This window comes from Pseudoalteromonas luteoviolacea (assembly GCF_001750165.1).
GTDB lineage: Bacteria > Pseudomonadota > Gammaproteobacteria > Enterobacterales > Alteromonadaceae > Pseudoalteromonas > Pseudoalteromonas luteoviolacea_G.
This window is the reverse complement of record NZ_CP015411.1, coordinates 4,469,396-4,487,310: the sequence shown is the minus strand read 5'-3', so window position 1 is coordinate 4,487,310 and position 17,915 is coordinate 4,469,396. Positions and strand designations below refer to the sequence as shown.

The following is a 17,915-nucleotide window of genomic DNA, read 5'->3' as shown; positions in this document are numbered from 1 at the left end:
TCAATGCATGACACACAGCCTATAAAACCAGATAAACCCGCAATACGCATTACTTTATTCAAATTTAAATTTTATTTTAGATTAATAATTACAGTGAATTAGATATTTTAGCTTGATATTTCGCCACATTTAGTGCGGTAACATGCGTCGCTAGGGTATAATAAGAGCCTTGCAAATTATTTGAGCCGTCACTCTATGAATACTTCAAAGGTCTCTGGGTTAAAAGCGGAAAGATCGCTATTCTCATACCCTAAATACTGGGCAGAATGCTTTGGCCCAGCCCCATTTTTACCAACTTGCCGTGCAGAAATGGACGCTTTAGGATGGGATAGTTGTGACATCATTATTGTCACAGGTGACGCGTATGTGGATCACCCAAGCTTTGGTATGGCCGTGATTGGCCGAGTGTTGGAAGCACAAGGGTTTCGGGTAGGAATTATCGCACAACCGGATTGGTCAGATAAAACGGCTTTTGAGTCATTAGGTAAACCAAATTTATTTTTTGGCGTGACGGCGGGCAACATGGACTCAATGATCAATCGCTATACTGCTGAAAAGCGGATCCGCCACGATGATGCCTACACGCCTGGTAATGTGGGTGGTAAACGTCCGGATAGAGCTGTGGTTGTTTATAGCCAACGTTGTCGTGAAGCATACAAAGATGTGCCAGTTGTCATTGGTGGTATTGAAGCAAGTTTGCGCCGGATTGCACATTATGATTATTGGCAAGAAAAAGTACGTCGTAGCGTTATTTTTGATGCCAAAGCGGATATCTTGATTTACGGTAATGCTGAGCGCCCTTTGGTTGAAGTTGCACACCGTATTGCCAATGGTGAAACCATTGACACAATTCAAGATGTGCGAGGCACCGCCGTTATTCGTAAATCCCCAATTGAAGGTTGGCGAGGCAGTGACTCAACAGCCATTGATAAAGTCGGTAAGATTGATCCTATTCCAAACCCATATGGCGCTGATGATATGGGTTGTAGCAAGTCTGAGTTTGCCAAAGCAGGTATTGATTTAAAAAGTGAATCGGCAAAGCCTATCATGGTGCAGCCGCCAAGGTTAAAGCCGTGGGAAAAAGTGTATGTGAAGTTACCTGCTTTTGAGCAAGTGAGCGTCAATAAGCCATTATATGCTCATGCTTCACGTATATTGCACCAAGAAACAAATCCAGGATGTGCAAGAGCATTATTCCAGCGTCATGGAGATCGCTCAGTCTGGGTAAACCCACCTGCATTTCCGTTAGAAACAGAAGAAATGGATCACGTGTTTGGACTGCCTTATCAGCGCATCCCGCATCCTGTCTATGGTGAAGATAAGATCCCTGCATATGACATGATAAAAACATCAGTGAATATTATGCGAGGGTGTTTTGGTGGATGTAGCTTCTGTTCAATCACGGAGCATGAAGGTCGTATTATTCAAAGCCGCTCGGAAGAGTCTATCATTGAAGAAATAGAGCAGATCAGGGATAAAGTTCCAGGGTTTACAGGCGTGATATCTGATTTGGGTGGCCCTACTGCGAATATGTATAAACTGCGTTGTAAAAGCAAAAAAGCGGAAAGTACCTGTCGTCGTTTGTCCTGTGTGTACCCTGATATTTGCAAGCATATGGACACCGACCATACGCCAACAATAGAGTTATATCGTAAAGCACGTGATGTGGAGGGCGTTAAAAAGATCCTCATCGCTTCAGGTGTACGCTATGATTTGGCCATTGAAGATCCGCGTTATGTGAAAGAGTTGGTTTCTCACCATGTCGGAGGGTATTTAAAAATCGCGCCGGAGCATACTGAGAGCGGACCGCTTTCGAAAATGATGAAACCGGGGATGGGGACCTATGATAAATTCAAAGAGTTATTTGATAAGTACTCCAAAGAAGCAGGCAAAAAACAATATTTAATTCCTTACTTTATTTCTGCGCACCCAGGCACGACGGATGAAGACATGGTGAATATGGCACTGTGGTTGAAAGCGCATGATTTTAAATTAGATCAGGTACAAAACTTTTATCCATCTCCGATGGCCAATGCGACAACGATTTACCACACGGAAATGAATTCGTTGCGTAACATCAAAAATAATCATGAGGAAGTACCGGTACCCAAAGGGGCCCGTCAACGCCGTCTGCATAAAGCGATTTTGCGTTATCATGATCCTGCGGGCTGGCCACAGATCCGTGAAGCGTTAAAGAGTATGGGTAAAGCACATTTAATTGGTCGGGGACCGGAATGTCTGGTTCCAGATGAGAATACGCGAGGTAGACAAGCGGGGTCAGGGCAAAAGAGAGGAAATAAAGCGCTGACAAAGCACACTGGGTTTAGCCAGTTTAATCAAGCCAATACTAAACCTAGAGTGGGTAAAAATAAACGCAAACCCAATAAAAATAAGCCGACACATCATTAAAATAAAAAGCCGCATCGTGCGGCTTTTTTATGGCAGTTGACCCGTCCTAAATAGCGTTGATATTCCAGCTACGTGGTATCAACTCTCTGGACGATATGCTTTGCCTGTTGTGATCCACTCTGGTGCAGGCATGCCTCGTAAATAGTGATCAAAATATTCCATCATACGTATCGAAAAATCGACTTGATTTGGAAATTGCTTTAAGTGATGTGGCTCGCCTTCGTATTGTAAGAAAATGGCGTCTTTATTATGACGACGTAACGCTAAATAGTATTGGATCCCTTCTTGCCAAGGCACCGCACCGTCTGTGTCGCCAAACATGAGTAAAATAGGTGTGTTGACTTTATCGGCAAAAAAGACCGGTGAGTTTTCGATGTATAACTCTGGTGCTTCAGCCAGTGTTTTACCGATACGACTCTGTCCAGTTTCATATTGGAATTGACGCGCAAGGCCTGATTTTAAACGTATTCCGCTATACGCTGATGTCATATTTGATACTGGTGCGCCAGACACAACGGCTTTAAACATATCTGTTTGCGTGACAGCGAAAGCGCTTTGATAACCAGCCCAAGAATGACCTTGTAAACCAATTTTATTTTTATCAGCAACGCCCAAATCAATCAGTTTTTGCGCCGCATTGATCAAGGTTTGTGTTGAAGATGGGCCTGGTTTGCCAATTTCAAAACGGATATCCGGTAAAAATATCGCGTAGCCGTTAGACGTGAACATGGGGAAGTTAGGTCTGTGATTGAGCTCCATCTTAGGGAAGTCATACATGCGCTGGCTCATGTATCGATAGAAATAAATAACAACAGGGAGTTGTTGGCCTGGTTTATAATCAGCTGGCTTGATAAGCACGCCTTGCAGGTTTTCACCATTGTAGCCTTTATACTGAATAAGTTCAGGTTTTTGGCCCCAAGCAAATTTGCTCACTTGTGGGTTAAGATTTGTTATTTGTTGAGATGTTTCAAATTGATTATCAGTCTGCCAGTAGTCAGGAAATTGATGGTAGGTTTGCTGAGTGAAAATGAGCTTATTGGCATGTTTGGCTTTTTTCACCAGATCAAATCGTGCTTGTCCCTTCAAGACAGTTTCAATGTGGCCCGTTCCAAGGCTTAGTTTGGCAATATGTGTTTGTTTATTTTGCAGGTTAAATGCAGATAAATAGAGGGTTTCATCTTTGCCAAATCCGACCTGTTTTGGATCTAGTTTAATGACTCGATAACGAGTATTTGTTTCTTTTCCAGAGGTCAAACGCTTTGCGTCGCCCGTGACACTATCAAAGGCCCAAATATCATACTTACTGTATGCATACAGGGTGCTGCCATCTTGTTGCCATCCTGCAAATCCATAGCCTGGGTTTGGTCTGGGATAATCGTGTTGGTCATCTGAGAAAATGGCTTGGCGAACCGCTTTACTCACCGCTGTTTCTTTTTGCTGATGTAAATCTTTAAGCCATAGTTGGTCATGAAGAAAATAAGCCGCATGCCTGCCTGTTGGAGAGAGTGTAGGCTGGTTTGGTGAATCTTTAACGATATACCCTTTGGCACCTGTGCTGACTTTGACGGCATAGTAATCGGCATAAAAGCCCTCATACATTACTTTTTCTAGGTAAGGTTGGTCATTTTTACCCAGCAAGTAATCGGCTTCAGTATTGAGCGTTACATCGCGAACAGTTTCATCAGCAAGTTGGATAACTTTTTTTGATTCTATGTGGTAAACCGCTTGATATTGCCGTTCACGGTTGGTTTTTTTCCACGTATTTTGCTCACGAGTCTTTATTTCAGGATCTTGATTGTGCCAAATTTGCAGACCTGACTGTTGTCGAATCGTATCAAAATCTCTCAGAGATGAGGCGTTGTCATATTTGAGCTCTTTTGCTTTGTCGTTTAGCTGAGGACGATTTTCAAAATAGAGTCGTTCACCTTGATCTGACCATTCGAGTTTTGCGGTCTTGGAGCTGTACCAGCCACTTGGGCTATCTATGGTACTCAATTTATCTATATTCGCATCCCAAAGCGTAACATCGTAACTGCGGCGGCGCTTATCTTCGTTGACATAGTTACCAAGATTAAAGGCCACAATACTCGAATAAGGATGCCAAGCGATGGCACTGACAGTAACGCCTGGTTCACTAAATAACGGACTGACGGTATTGTTATTAAGATCCAAGTATTGGACCTGATTGTTGGCACCCGTTTCATCATGTTGGCTGAAAAGTACACCGTATTCGGCAGGGCTTAAGCCGTAGTTAACCACGTTTTCAAAGCGCTGTGTCTGATTTGTTTTTAAATCGACAATGACTAATGTGAGTGCTTTATCTTTTTTATCTGCTGTGATTGTGGGTGTGTCGGCGCTTTTTGCTTTGTCATCCGACTGCGATTTTTTATCTTCGCGGTAGGCTAACCAGTGGCCGTCGTCACTGAGCTGATAATCTTTTACTTGTTCAAATACGTGCTGCTGTGCATTTTGCGTGTTTATCAGCACTAAGTTTTTTGTCAGTGCTTTTTTTTCTTTTTTAGTGGCTGTTTCTTGCGCTAACAAAGTAGGAGCTTGAATGAATGCGGCCCACGTTGCAGATTTATTTAAATATGCCTTGGTTCCGCGTTCAACTGTTGAGATCAGCTTATTAGTGGCGAGGTTATATACTTGTCCCTGAGCATTTCCTCGATAAGGCGTTGCACTAAACGCAAGTACTTTACCGTCTTCGGCCAGTTGTGTGCCTTGTGCATATTTGAAGTCAAAAACATCGGAGAATTCGAGTTGGGCTTTGTTGGCCATTGCTTGACCAGAAAACAAAGCCGCTGCTATAAGCGAATAAGTATACTTCATGATTCTGTCTATTTTATTTACGGAGTGTGTCTTTGTAACACTTTTAGTAGTTAAACAAAATCATGGTGCGTTATGTGGAAGTGAAAAAGCGTTGGAAGCGGCATTGTACCGCTTGCAGTTACAACCAAATGCGTTGAAGTTCTTGCCAGTGATTGTTAAAAGTTGCTGTTGGCTTAGCTTTAAAGTCGCTACGCACGAACTGGTTCATTTTCCCTTCAACATGGGCCAAAAATAAGTTTGCTAGAGCAGCTTCATCGCTATTAAACGCTTTGCCTTCTCTTAACTTTCTTTCTCTTAATACTTGTTTGAATTGCGTTTCAAGCTTTTCGAAGAGGCTTTGTACACGTTCTCTTAATCGTTCTTGTTCTCCCTGTAGTGCGTCACCTGTGAGAATGCGCGTTATACCTGGGTTTTTCTCAGAGAAAGTGAGCAACAAATGAAGGATATTATAAATTCTACTTTGAGTATCTTTTTCATTTTCAAGAATAATATTGATCCTTGAGAGCAATGTGTCTTCGATAAACTCGATGAGTCCTTCAAACATACGGGCTTTACTTGGGAAGTGGCGATAAAGAGCCGCCTCTGAGACGCCGACCTCAGCTGCGAGTTTAGCAGTTGTGATCCTTTGACCTGGGCTAGTTTCAAGCATTTGCGCAAGAGATTGAAGAATTTGCTCTTTGCGATTACTGCGTTTAGTCGCTGGCATGAACTTTCCTTTAATAATTATCGTTATTCTGGTCTGTATGGTGTATTTTTATTAGGTCCATACTCAATAAAGACCTATGTTAATGTTTTATTCAGCTTCTTTCCAGCCTTTTAACACTAGGTCAATTAAGTTTACTTGCAATTGCTTTGATGACAGTGAGTGCTAACTCCTTTTTGCTTGATGCTGGCAAACTACACTGCTCATTTTCCCAAAATAAGGTTAAGGCATTGTTATCTGAGTTAAAACCAATACCTTCCTGTGAAACGTCATTGGCACAAATCATATTGAGGTGCTTGTTTTTTAACTTACCAAGTGCATATTGTTTGATATTTTGTGTCTCAGCGGCGAAACCCACTGTATAGGGACGCTTTTGTTTCAAAGCTGCGACTGAAGCGATGATATCGGGGTTTTTGACCAAAGTGAGTGTCATTTCGTCACCCTGCTTTTTGATCTTTTGTTCTGCGATATCTGCTGCACGATAATCTGCAACGGCTGCGCAGCCAATAAAAACATCTGACTGTGTTGCTAAATCTAGCGCTGTTTCATGCATTTCTATGGCACTGCTGACAGAGGTGATATTAACGCCTTGTGGTGCAGTAATATTGACAGGTCCCGAAATTAGATTCACCGTTGCGCCTAACGCATGTGCTGCATGAGCAAGTGCATAGCCCATCTTTCCTGAACTGTGATTGGAGATGTAGCGTACCGGATCCAGTGCCTCACGAGTGGGTCCCGCAGTGATAGTGACAGTTTTGCCTTCGAGTATTTTTGGGACTGGATTAAGTGCTGAAATACAGTGCTCGAGAAGTTCCATTGGCTCTAACATTCGCCCTTTACCAACATCGCCGCAGGCTTGTTCCCCGCTGCCAGGGCCCCAAATAGAGACGCCATAAGTTGATAATGTTGCTAAGTTTTTTTGTGTTGCTGGGTGTGCATACATTTGCTGGTTCATTGCGGGTGCAATGGCAACTTTTGCAGGTGTGGCAATGACTAAAGTGGTTAACAGGTCATCAGCAATACCGACAGCCATTTTTGCTATGGTATTGGAAGTTGCAGGTGCGACTAAGATTAAGTCAGCCCACTTAGCAAACTCTATATGACCCATCGCAGCTTCAGCTTGTGGATCAAGTAAAGAGTCGGAGACTGGCTCACCGGAAACAGCTTGCATGGTAAGTGGGGTGATAAACTGTTTGGCAGAGTCAGTCATAACAACTTTCACTTCACATTGTTGCTCTTTTAAGCGCCTTACAAGTTCTGCACATTTGTATGCGGCAATACCACCGCTGATCCCTAAAACTATTTTCTTGCCCGATAAGTTCATCTTCACATTTCCACAACTTAAACTGGACTAAAGATATCATAGCCATGAGGTTGTTTTAAATCATCGAATGCAAAGTCGGTGATTACGGAGAAAAATAGATAGACTTTGAGCGTTTTTTTTATCCATTGACATGATACATAAGAAGTAGGTGCTAAGGATTCGACAAATTTGTTTAATAAGGAACTAACATGCAACTGACGCAATTACCAAAACATGCAAGGCCCAGAGAAAAGCTTTTGAGCGATGGAGCCAGTGCTTTGAGCGATGCAGAGTTATTGGCAATCTTCTTACGTACAGGGGTAAGTGGTATGAATGCCATTGAATTGGCTGATTCATTGTTACAACAGTGTGAGTCTTTACAGCGACTATTTAACACTTCACAAACAGAGTTTATTGCACTGAAAGGAGTAGGAGAAGCCAAATATGTGCAGTTTCAAGCCGTTTTGGAGTTGTGTAAACGGTATTTAAAAGAAGGGTGTGAGCGCGCGTTTAAATTTGACAGTCCTAATATGGTCTTTGATTACTTGAGTATTCAATTGAAAGGGCTAGAGCACGAAGCCTTTATGGTTTTATATTTGGATAGTCAGCATCAACTCATTAAAGATGAAATATTATTTCGCGGTACAATCAATGCCGCTTCTGTATATCCAAGAGAGGTCGTCAAGGCCGCGCTCAAGCATAATGCAGCGGCAATAATTTGTGCACACAACCATCCTTCAGGTGTGAGTGAGCCAAGTCGAGCCGATAAAATTTTAACGGAAAAATTGCAAAAAGCGTTGTCATTGATGGATATCAAAGTGTTAGATCACGTTATCGTAGCGGGTAATCGCTGTGTTTCATTTGCGGATATGGGCCTATTGTGAGTTTTAATTGACCACTTTTCGCCTGCAAACCGTTATTTCGCTTAAATTTTATAAAATAGTTTAATTTAAATGCAGTTTTTACTTTCCACAGGGCCCTATGATCATTATAATTGGCCGCTATCAAATTTTACCCATGAGCTGACTAGGATACCATCAGGTCCTTGATCTCTGCCTGCAGATGCTGTATAAAGAGCGCCCTTTGTTTTTACCCGGGGCACACCAGTGTAAGGCCTAAGGGGAAATTAAGCTCGAGCGAAGTTATTGGAGATACATAGACATGTCTAAAGTCTGTCAAGTTACAGGTAAGCGCCCGGTTGTTGGTAACAACCGTTCACACGCGCGCAACGCAACTAAGCGTCGTTTCCTACCTAACCTACAAACACACCGTTTCTGGGTTGAAAGTGAAAAGCGTTTCGTTACTCTACGCACTACTACTAAAGGTATGCGTATTATCGATAAAAAAGGCATCGACGCGGTATTAGTAGATATCCGTGCTCGCGGCGAAAAAGTATAAGGAGCTAAATCATGCGTGATAAGATCCGTTTAGTTTCAACTGCTGGTACTGGTTATTTCTACACTACCGACAAGAACAAGCGTAACATGCCTGAAAAAATGGAGATCAAAAAGTACGATCCTAAAGTACGTAAGCACGTGATCTTCAAAGAAGCAAAAATCAAGTAATTTTGCTTTGAGATTTGAAAAACCCAGTCTTGCACTGGGTTTTTTGTTGTCTGAATTTTATCAATTGAAATTGTTAAAAGTTAGGTATAAAAAAACCGAAGCAATGGCTTCGGTTTTTTTTAAATCTGCGATTAAGCAAACGCATCTTGAAGAGGCGGTACAACCTGCTTTTTACGGCTTAAAACGCCATCAAGCCATACGCGACTTTGCTCAGGTGCTTGACCATAGGCTTTTTCGATAATGCCTTCATCGTTTGATGCAATCAGCATCTGCGAGCCTTCTTTCATGATATCAGTAAGAAGCAGTAATACTGAGTGACGATCACCTTCTTCTTTTAGTTTTGCGATATCTGCTTCTAGGTCCGCTTTGATTTCGTCAAATACAGATAGGTCAATAACTTCTAGCTGACCGATACCAACTAGGTTACCGTTCATGTTAAAGTCTTTAAAATCACGCATTACTAGATCGCGAGCAGGCGTGCCTTCAACCGCTGATTTTACTTTGAACATTTCCATGCCAAATGCTTTGAAATCTTCGATCCCCGCAATTTCTGCCAACACTTCAACACATTTGATATCTGCTGTTGTGCACGTCGGTGATTTGAAAATTACCGTATCAGATAAAATTGCGCCTAGCATAAGACCTGCGATGTCTTTTGGAATTTCAACACCGTAAAAGTCATACATCATCTTGATGATGGTGTTACTACAGCCAACGGGACGGATCCAACACTCAAGTGGCGTTGAAGTTGTTAAATCTCCAAGTTTATGGTGATCAACAACACCTACAACGGTTGCGTCGTCAATGTCATCAGGTGCTTGCGTTTTTTCTGTGTGATCAACAATATAAACTTCTTCGCCAGCATAGCTTAGTTTTAGCTCTGGTGCTTCAAAGCCGAAGCGATCTAGAATAAACTGTGTTTCAGGTGATACATCACCTAAACGTGTAGGAATAGCTTCTTCACCAATTTGGTTTTTAAGATAAGACAGTGCAATTGCACCACAAATTGAATCAGAATCAGGGATTTTATGACCCACTACATACATTGCCATTGACGGACTCCTAAAAAATTTTGTTGCTTATTTTAGCAAAAATTAATCAGATTAATACAGTGCCAGATAGGTTTTGGACCTAGAAAATAGTCTAAGCTGTGTCAATGAAATAGGAAGAGCGGAGAATTAAGAGTACATGTCAGTTTATCTGCAAGGTATAGTAGTGTGATCTAATTAATCTTCTTATCAGTATGAATGGGGCCATTATGGGGTTAAGCCGAAAAGCTTGGAACAATGTAGTCATTTTCTCTATGTTGATAATGATCTTCTTTCTCAATGGACTACACCATAAGTTAAACCCGCAACAAGCTGAATTTGAACGTATTATGGTGTTGCCTGAGCATAGTTTTGTACTGGCATTGGCCTATCCAGGGGTTAAGATTGAACGGATAGGTACCACATGGCGTATTGAGAAGAAGTTGATGGAGAAGGAGCAAGCAAGATATACCGAGCAAGATCTTGCGCAGATCGTTCAGCTGTGGCAATACACTGAATTACAATCAATAGCACCACCGCAGCTTAGTCCTGAGTCGGCAATTTCAGTAGCGACCTTTTGGTTAGCTGGAGAAGAGTTACCGCTAAGTTATCAGTTATATCGTGCAGATGAGGTGTACTTTCTGTTTGCTAAGCGCCAACAACAATGGTTGGAACTTGACGTTGATATAGCAAAGCAATTATTTAAACCAATAGAATTATAGTTATGCCAGAATTACCAGAAGTTGAAGTCAGTCGTTTAGGTATTGAGCCTCACATCAAAGGGCACATTGTCAATGAAGTTCGTATCCATAACGGTAGTTTACGTTGGCCTGTCCCTGAAGATGTTGCGCTTTTAGCTGGAAGCGCTATTTTAGCCGTGAGGCGCAGAGCTAAATATTTACTACTGGACAGTGAGGTCGGCACTGGGATCCTTCACTTGGGGATGTCTGGCAATTTACGGGTCGTCGAGCAAAATGAGCCTTTGAAAAAGCATGATCATGTTGAACTGTTGTTTGATAATGGTCTGGCTTTGCGGCTCAATGATCCACGCCGTTTTGGCGCGTTTTTATGGCAAGAACCTGAACAGCAGCACAGTGTTTTTGCTAAGTTGGGCCCAGAACCTTTGACAGAAGCTTTTGACGCCGAGCATTTATATCAAGCCAGCCGTGGCAAAAAAGTCGCGGTGAAGCAATTTATTATGGACAACCATGTGGTCGTTGGAGTGGGTAACATTTATGCCAACGAGTCCCTGTTCAAGGCGGGGATCCACCCAAAGCGTGAAGCCGGTAAAATTTCCTTAGCACGTTATCAAAAGCTGACACCGATCATTAAAGAAACGCTCGCAGCAGCCATTGAACAAGGTGGCACGACCCTCAAGGATTTTGCCCAAAGTGATGGTAAACCGGGTTATTTTGCTCAAGAGCTACTCGTATATGGCCGTAAAGGCGAGCCCTGCGTGCAATGCGATACCACTTTACAAGAGATCCGATTAGGGCAGCGCAGCACTGTATATTGTACTAAGTGCCAACGCTGATAAAAAAGCTATGCTTGATGCTCAGCGGGTACCGCTGTGCTTGCTTGGTAGCATAGCTCAGATAATATGGCTGTCATCTGTTCAATGCGCAACTCGAAGCTGGATTTGAGGGCGCGTTCATTACGAGTGTGATCGCCATCTCCATAGGGGCCAAAACCATCTAATGTCGGAGTTCCTGTGGCTGATGCTGTGTTGGCGTCTGATACACCCCCGCGATGTTCGATCGGCTGAGCTTCCCCTAAAATGTTGTTAATTTCTTCTAGAAGAGCTTGTTGCGCAGCGGTTGGTGCCATCACACCGCGTTGTAGTCCCCCCTGTATTTCCACCTCAACTCCTGTTATTTCGATGGCCATACAAATGTTTTCAATACCTTCTAATAACCGCTGCTGTTCAGTTTGGTTGGTGAATCGCGCTTCAACCTGCATGCTTGCCTTACCTGAAATGGTGTTAGCGCCAATGCCGCCTTGCACCTTGCCTACATTCACTGTGCTACCCGCTTTGAGATCGGTCAATGAGGTCATTTCTAAGAGCATATTTGCCATGGCAAAGTTGGCGTCAATGCCATCTCTGTAGTGGTTACCTGCATGGGCCGGTTTCCCTGTCACGGTGATGTGATAGGTCGCAATTCCTTTTCTGGCGACGACGAGTTCATGCTCTTTCCCCGCAGCTTCAAATACAAAACACGCATCATATTGTTTGGCTATCTTAGTCGTTAAAGCTTGGCTGTCATCACTGCCAATTTCTTCATCACTCACTAGCAGCCAGTCTATATTTTCGAGTTGACCATATTGCTGTTTCAGACGTCGTAGCGCGTTCAATGCAACCCAGTTACCGCCTTTCATATCACATACACCAGGTCCATACACATAGTGGTCGTCTTCGGAAAACTCGGTAAAGGTATCCTTGGGGAAAACGGTGTCTAGATGTCCTAATAACAATATGCGTTTGCCTGAGCTGCGAGGAGAACGAAACAGTAAATGGTCACCAATATGTTCTCGTTGGTAGCGTGTCAGTGAAAAGCCGAGCGGTTCAATGAGTGCGATCATTTGCTTACCGTGTTGATCCACTCCAACTTTATTTTTACTGTGCGAGTTACAGCTTATTAAGTTAGCTAATTCTGCATAGTTTAGATTCATCCTAATCTTCTCCCTGTGAAGGTTTGGCTCATCGTGGCGTTTTTCAGTTGCAGTTCGGTGAAGCTTTTATGAACAGTTTTCAGTTCAGTAAAAGGATCAAAAATTTGTCATACAGATGGTCTTAACTAGTAAGACATCGCTCTGTTTTTGCACCTATTTTTAAACCAAGGAGATACTTTATGACTGCCGTATCGCGGGCGCCCCATGTCGGGATTTGGATGTACGAAAATGGCGGGGGAAAAGAGATTGAACAACAATTAGTGCACGCTTTAGCCGAGCGTGGGATCCAAGCTAGTACAGGTCTAAATCTGCGTGATGCACGGGCGCGAGATGGTGGTATTGAGTGTAACGGCGTGGCAATGGAGCAGTTAGATGCCTTTTTAAGCTACAACGCGGGTCAGCAAACGCAATATCAGCTTTATCTTTATGAAACACTTAACGAAACGATCCCTACACTCAATAACTATCGTGCTTTTGCATTGGCAGAAGACAAGTTTCGTACATCACATTTGCTTAATAGTCATGGGATCAGTACACCAGACTATCGTTTATGCCACAAAAATGACATGGATGGCTTGCGTGCCGCGCTGCATGACTTTGGTGGCAAGTTAGTCTACAAACCCACGGATGGTTGGGGTGGAGTCGGCATAGTGAAAATAGAAGGCGAACAAGCGCTGGATATGATCATGCCTTTTTTAAGCCGTACTGATTTACGCTATTTTTACGTTGAGCGCTTTATCAATTATGACAATACCGATTATCGTGTTGATGTTGTTGATGGTCAGTTTGTGGGCTGTTATGGCAGAAAAGCCCCTAAAGATGATTGGAAAACTAATGTGACTAGTGGTGGGAGTGTCTTTGTACGTGAAGCCAATGATGAAGTGGTGGCGCTGGCATTAAAAGCAACTAAAGCGCTTGGGCTTGAAGTCGCTGGTGTTGATTTAATTTATGATCGCGAAAAAGAACAATATGTGGTGCTAGAAGTAAACACAATTCCTGCCTTTGCCACCCCAGAGCAAGAGCAATTAGGGCTGACATTTAATCAAGCTAAAATCCAGGCTATGGTGGGTTTGATTGAAAAAACCGTGACTAATAAAACTTCATTTCAATCTGCCAAGGTGGCCTAATCTCATGCAAAACAACACACAATTACCCAAAATCGGACTACTTTATTTAGATTATGTACTGCGTTTTTTTGACAAGTCTAATTTTAAGGGGTGGCCCGATAAAATAGAAACAGTGGTATATCACTGGGGGAATGACAAGGCGCGTTTTATCGCTGAGGTAAAGCGCAAAAAAATAGATGTTCTGATAGGCAATATTCCTGCAACGGCGTATGAGACATTCAGAGAGATCGCCAGAGCATTGCCAGAAGTCAGGTTTTTACCATCGTTGGACAGCCAATTCTCGAATAAGTCTAAAGAAAATGTGACGCACTTTTGCCGCAAGTATAAGCTGCCTGCACCGCATACTGAAATATTTTATATTCCTGAGAGAGCACAGCAATATTTAGCAAATGCTCAGTACCCAAAAATTATTAAGCGCTCTTATGGGCCTTCAAACTATGGTGGCTATTTTGTTCATAAAGTAGATAGTGCTGAAGAAGCTAAGACGCTGTTGAATGAAAAAAAGTACTACCCACTCTATATTCAGGATTTTGTTCCAATGGAAGCCGACATTCGCGTGATGCTGATTGGGCATAAACCAGTATGTGCTTTTTGGCGCAGACCCCCTGAAGGTGAATGGTTAACCAATACCAGCCAAGGTGGCAGCATGGATTATCAAGCGATTCCTAAGTCGGTATTGAAACTCGCAACAGCGGCTTCAAAAGCGGCGAATGCAGAGTATTGGGCGTGTGATATCGCACTGGGTAAAGATGGAAAATTGCGGATCTTAGAATGTGCAACAGCCTTTGCTGCATTCCCTTACATTCGAGATTGGATCGGTCAATACTTGATGTGGTTATTGTCGAGTGGGTACTTCAGAAAGCCTCATATACCGCTTTATAACTGGGAAGAGCTCGGCAAAATTGACGCGCGTTTACTGCGAACGATGCGCCATATTGGATTTTCTCAGTACACACCAAGCCAAGACTGCGGTGAAGTATTTAAGCAATTTGATGAGCAGGCGTTTCCTATTTTAGACACTGAGTTTAAATTCGGAGAAGAGTGGCCAAGTGAAGTGTGGAATCTGCAAGATAACTTTGTATTGGGTGCAAGGGCGGTTGAGGCGAAGGTGATGCAGCCTATTCCCGCCAGTGATGAGTTAGCTGAAGAGCTGAATAATTACGATGCCCCGCAATTTGATGAAGCGCAAGTAAGGGCGCTACTGAGTCAAGTCCGTGGTGTGGGAGAAAAAATGGTAGATGACATTATGACGACATTCGGTGCACATGGTGTTGTTGAAGCATTAAATACAGATCCACAAAAACTGTGTGTCGTGAAAAACCTCAAAGATAAGAAATTAGAAAAAATAGTCGAGCATTGGCAAAGCCATGCTGGGCAAATCTAATGGATACCAACAGATAGACCAAGTGACGGGGGCTGTTGCCGCCGTCTATTTTTGTTCAACGAGTAAACCTGTGCTATGAAAATTCAATACGCTTCCTATCAAGATACTATCGACGCTTTACAATCTGCAATGAGTGAACATCCGCATTTAATTCGACTTCAGAGTATTGGTCAAACATGGGAGGGGCGTCCGATCATGTTGGTAACGGTATCTTTAGACGTCACTTACGCCGATGATAAACCAGCTTTATTGTACACCGGATCCATTCATGCCAGAGAGTGGATAGGCAATGAATTAGCACTCAAGTTTATTCAGTACATTACGGAAAACTATCGATTCAATCCCAAACTACAAACAGCTCTGACACGCAACACTTTATATATGGTGCCATGCTTAAATCCAGACGGTTTTGAATATTCCCGCAACCACTTTTCGTTTTGGCGCAAGAATCGTCGCAACAATGGCGATGGGACCTATGGTGTGGACTTAAACCGTAATTTTGATGCCAAATTTATGCGAAATCAAAATACTGGATCAAACACTTATGGTGGACCACACGCATTTTCTGAGCCTGAAACCTGTGCGATCCGGGATTTTGTTGAGCAGCATGACAATATCCGCATTGCGTTAGATTATCACTCTCAAGGAAATGTATTTTTTCCTGCGCACAAGTTTAACCATGAAGTAGAAATAGAAGGGGCTGATTTAAACATCTTATGTGCCAATATGAATCATGAAATTAAAAAAGTGACAGGTAGGCAATATGGCATCCATCGTGGCAAGCCACCCGCGCAGCTCATTCATGGCAGTGGTCGAGAATATTATTATCGCAAAGGTATTATTGCCACCGTTGTTGAGGTTGGTACGAGAAATATTCCGGATTATATGAAAAATATGTCAGAAAGCGTCGCTGAAAATATTCCGGCAATAGTGCACGCTTTAAGTGAAGCGATTAATTACTCGCCTTTGGCTCCGGAGCGTGTTGCTGGGTTTACCATCAAGAGCATTGATCACGAGGGGGTTGAGCTTGAATGGGAGTATGACAACCGGGATGATATTTACTTTGAGCTGTATCGCAGTGAGAGTAACAAAAGTCCCTGCGGTGAGGAAAGCTTAGTGGCCATAACCAAGTCGCTGTCTTTTAGAGATTCACAGCTGCGCAGTGGACAGAGTTATTTTTATAATATTCGTGCTGTAGATAAGGTAACAAAGATAAAATCGTCGTTTAGTCCTGAGCTGCGATTAAAAACACATTTATCCCGACATCAAAGTGCTCGAACCTTATTTCCAGCTAAAGAGTTTGTCGGCTACTTGAGCGAGAACTACCTTGCCAAAAATAAAGAGCATTTTGGTTACAACTCGATGTTTATCGGAGTCGATAAAAAGCGTGGCGTTAGTATTGGTGTCGTCCAGTTTGATTTAAGCTCTTTGCCCGCCGGTGCGGATATTGAGCGGGCGGAATTTTCACTGTATCCGATGAATCGAGTCGCTGCCAAAATTGAGCAATACGGCGAGTGGTCAGTGGCCATTATCGATGCGCAAAGCGTGTCAGATATTTATGACTATCAAGCTGTGAGCGAAGCTAAACCGCTGCATACCCTTGGGCAGACTTTTGAATCAGATAAGATGACGCAAGGGATTTGGATGAAGTGGCAATTCAATGGCGTAGAGCGCACACTATTGAATTCATTGATTGAACGGCAAAGTTTGTTATTACGCTTGCAAGGCCCCAAAACATTGCCAATTGGAAATGACTCGCAAGTCATGCAGTTTGACATAGGCTACGGACCTTTTGGTAGCGGTTTGCACTATCGACCAAACTTGGAACTTGTATATCAAGTACCGGAGCAGCAACTAGCCTTATTGCCTACGCGTTGTAATACGATATACAAAGAAGCAGTCGTCGCAGATAGGCTTGCCTCTGGATTTGATGAGCAAGGGGAGATTGTGTATGGACAGATGGCCTTTGTATTAAATGCGGATTTACCGGTTGATAAAACGGTATTCACGCAAGCGTGTTTAACACTCCGCAGCTGTAACAGTATTGCTAGTGCTAAAGATGTGCGGTTTACTATAGAGCTGGTGGAGCTTCAAGACGTTGATTTTCAAGCTGTTAAAAAACGTCAAAAGATAGAGTATATCGGCTATGAAGTGAGCAATGAGCAGTTACGAGAACGTGCAGAGCATCATTTTATCTTTGATAGTTATAGCCTACAGGCGTTAGAGCGGCTACATCAGGCGCATACGCCTTTTTATTTTATTATTCGTGCCACATCTGAATCCCAAGCAACCAATGCCCTAGTGAATTGGACAGCTTGCCAGGATCAACACCCAGCACAGTTAAACATTAACTATATTACCAGACGAAAACATGCCGTGCCTGCGCCGCAGAACTTGTCGGCGCAATCAGAAGGCGGCGTTGTTAAGCTGGTTTGGGAAAATCCTGAAGATGAAGACTTTGTTGGCTGTTTTGTGGTGCGTAATCGTTTTCACCCGCCGCGCTCCCCTTTTGATGGCGTTAAGCTTTATGGCGGAAAAGATGCGTATACATTAGATAATTTTGGTAATGCTAAACTGAGTAAGTACTATGCCGTGTTTAGCTACGATGATGTACCCAATTATTCAGCTCCTCTGGTTTTACATTACTCTGGGGAGGAGTAAGCAACTTGGTTCAGGGTGAATGTTCCTGAACTAACCAATTGAAAATAAACTTAAAATTAATATTTTTATTTACCTAGTCTGGACGGGTTTAATATGGCGTAACCTATTAATTTAATTATTTTTTGTGCTTTATTGTATTTGTCCAAGGTAAGAAAAATTCCCTAACCACCTGCTAATTTTATCGTCAGTGAGCGAGGAGAAGTTAACACCTGTGGGTGTCTTGTTGAGTATAA

14 protein-coding genes are annotated in these 17,915 nt (G+C 42.8%); 9 read left to right on the top strand and 5 right to left on the bottom strand.

Annotated features, from left to right (window positions below; translation table 11 throughout):
* The first annotated feature begins 195 nt into the window (after positions 1 to 195).
* Positions 196 to 2,409 carry a YgiQ family radical SAM protein gene (locus S4054249_RS19315; protein WP_046355835.1) on the top strand — a complete coding sequence of 738 codons (2,214 nt, stop codon included), beginning with the start codon at positions 196 to 198 and terminating at the stop codon, positions 2,407 to 2,409.
* Between the two features lie 78 nt (positions 2,410 to 2,487).
* On the opposite strand, the gene S4054249_RS19310 is transcribed toward S4054249_RS19315, so the two are convergent.
* The 3 genes from S4054249_RS19310 to coaBC all read right to left on the bottom strand — a co-directional run bounded on the left by S4054249_RS19310 (position 2,488) and on the right by coaBC (position 7,268).
* Positions 2,488 to 5,241, bottom strand: a complete 2,754-nt coding sequence (locus tag S4054249_RS19310) for an alpha/beta hydrolase family protein (protein WP_046355834.1) — start codon at positions 5,239 to 5,241, stop codon at positions 2,488 to 2,490.
* 118 nt (positions 5,242 to 5,359) lie between these two features.
* Entirely contained in the window at positions 5,360 to 5,947 is a 588-nt protein-coding gene (gene slmA / locus S4054249_RS19305) for a nucleoid occlusion factor SlmA (protein ID WP_023400737.1), read from the bottom strand.
* Between the two features lie 121 nt (positions 5,948 to 6,068).
* Positions 6,069 to 7,268 carry a bifunctional phosphopantothenoylcysteine decarboxylase/phosphopantothenate--cysteine ligase CoaBC gene (gene coaBC / locus S4054249_RS19300; RefSeq protein ID WP_046355833.1) on the bottom strand — a complete coding sequence of 400 codons (1,200 nt, stop codon included), beginning with the start codon at positions 7,266 to 7,268 and terminating at the stop codon, positions 6,069 to 6,071.
* 188 nt (positions 7,269 to 7,456) lie between these two features.
* Here coaBC and radC point away from each other — a divergent pair, with 188 nt between their 5' ends.
* From radC to rpmG, 3 genes are all read left to right on the top strand, one after another.
* On the top strand, positions 7,457 to 8,131 hold the full coding sequence (gene radC / locus S4054249_RS19295) for a RadC family protein (RefSeq protein ID WP_046355832.1): 675 nt from the start codon (positions 7,457 to 7,459) through the stop codon (positions 8,129 to 8,131).
* 277 nt (positions 8,132 to 8,408) lie between these two features.
* Positions 8,409 to 8,645: a 50S ribosomal protein L28 gene (gene rpmB / locus S4054249_RS19290; RefSeq protein WP_023397288.1), complete on the top strand. Its 237-nt coding sequence runs from the start codon at positions 8,409 to 8,411 to the stop codon at positions 8,643 to 8,645.
* A gap of 11 nt (positions 8,646 to 8,656) precedes the next feature.
* Entirely contained in the window at positions 8,657 to 8,812 is a 156-nt protein-coding gene (gene rpmG, locus S4054249_RS19285; protein WP_005493124.1) for a 50S ribosomal protein L33, read from the top strand.
* 131 nt (positions 8,813 to 8,943) lie between these two features.
* Here the strand turns inward: rpmG and S4054249_RS19280 are convergent, their stop codons facing one another.
* Positions 8,944 to 9,864, bottom strand: a complete 921-nt coding sequence (locus S4054249_RS19280) for a manganese-dependent inorganic pyrophosphatase (RefSeq protein ID WP_046355831.1) — start codon at positions 9,862 to 9,864, stop codon at positions 8,944 to 8,946.
* Between the two features lie 206 nt (positions 9,865 to 10,070).
* On the opposite strand from S4054249_RS19280, the gene S4054249_RS19275 reads away from it, so the two are divergent.
* Both S4054249_RS19275 and mutM read left to right on the top strand, forming a co-directional pair.
* Positions 10,071 to 10,562, top strand: a complete 492-nt coding sequence (locus S4054249_RS19275; protein WP_046355830.1) for a hypothetical protein — start codon at positions 10,071 to 10,073, stop codon at positions 10,560 to 10,562.
* A 2-nt stretch (positions 10,563 to 10,564) separates the two neighbouring features.
* Positions 10,565 to 11,374, top strand: coding sequence for a bifunctional DNA-formamidopyrimidine glycosylase/DNA-(apurinic or apyrimidinic site) lyase (gene mutM, locus S4054249_RS19270; RefSeq protein ID WP_046355829.1), 810 nt, complete (start codon positions 10,565 to 10,567; stop codon positions 11,372 to 11,374).
* Positions 11,375 to 11,382: 8 nt separating this feature from the next.
* Here the strand turns inward: mutM and S4054249_RS19265 are convergent, their stop codons facing one another.
* Entirely contained in the window at positions 11,383 to 12,510 is a 1,128-nt protein-coding gene (locus tag S4054249_RS19265) for a M20 family metallopeptidase (RefSeq protein WP_046355828.1), read from the bottom strand.
* Positions 12,511 to 12,689: 179 nt separating this feature from the next.
* Between S4054249_RS19265 and S4054249_RS19260 the strand changes: the two genes are divergently transcribed.
* The 3 genes from S4054249_RS19260 (at position 12,690) to S4054249_RS19250 (ending at position 17,682) form a co-directional block, all read left to right on the top strand.
* Positions 12,690 to 13,637 (top strand): ATP-grasp domain-containing protein, encoded by a 948-nt coding sequence (locus tag S4054249_RS19260; RefSeq protein ID WP_046355827.1) that lies wholly within the window; start codon positions 12,690 to 12,692, stop codon positions 13,635 to 13,637.
* Positions 13,638 to 13,641: 4 nt separating this feature from the next.
* On the top strand, positions 13,642 to 15,021 hold the full coding sequence (locus S4054249_RS19255; RefSeq protein WP_046355826.1) for an ATP-grasp domain-containing protein: 1,380 nt from the start codon (positions 13,642 to 13,644) through the stop codon (positions 15,019 to 15,021).
* 75 nt (positions 15,022 to 15,096) lie between these two features.
* Complete coding sequence (locus S4054249_RS19250; protein WP_046355825.1) at positions 15,097 to 17,682, top strand: M14 family zinc carboxypeptidase; 2,586 nt, start codon at positions 15,097 to 15,099, stop codon at positions 17,680 to 17,682.
* Positions 17,683 to 17,915: the final 233 nt, after the last annotated feature.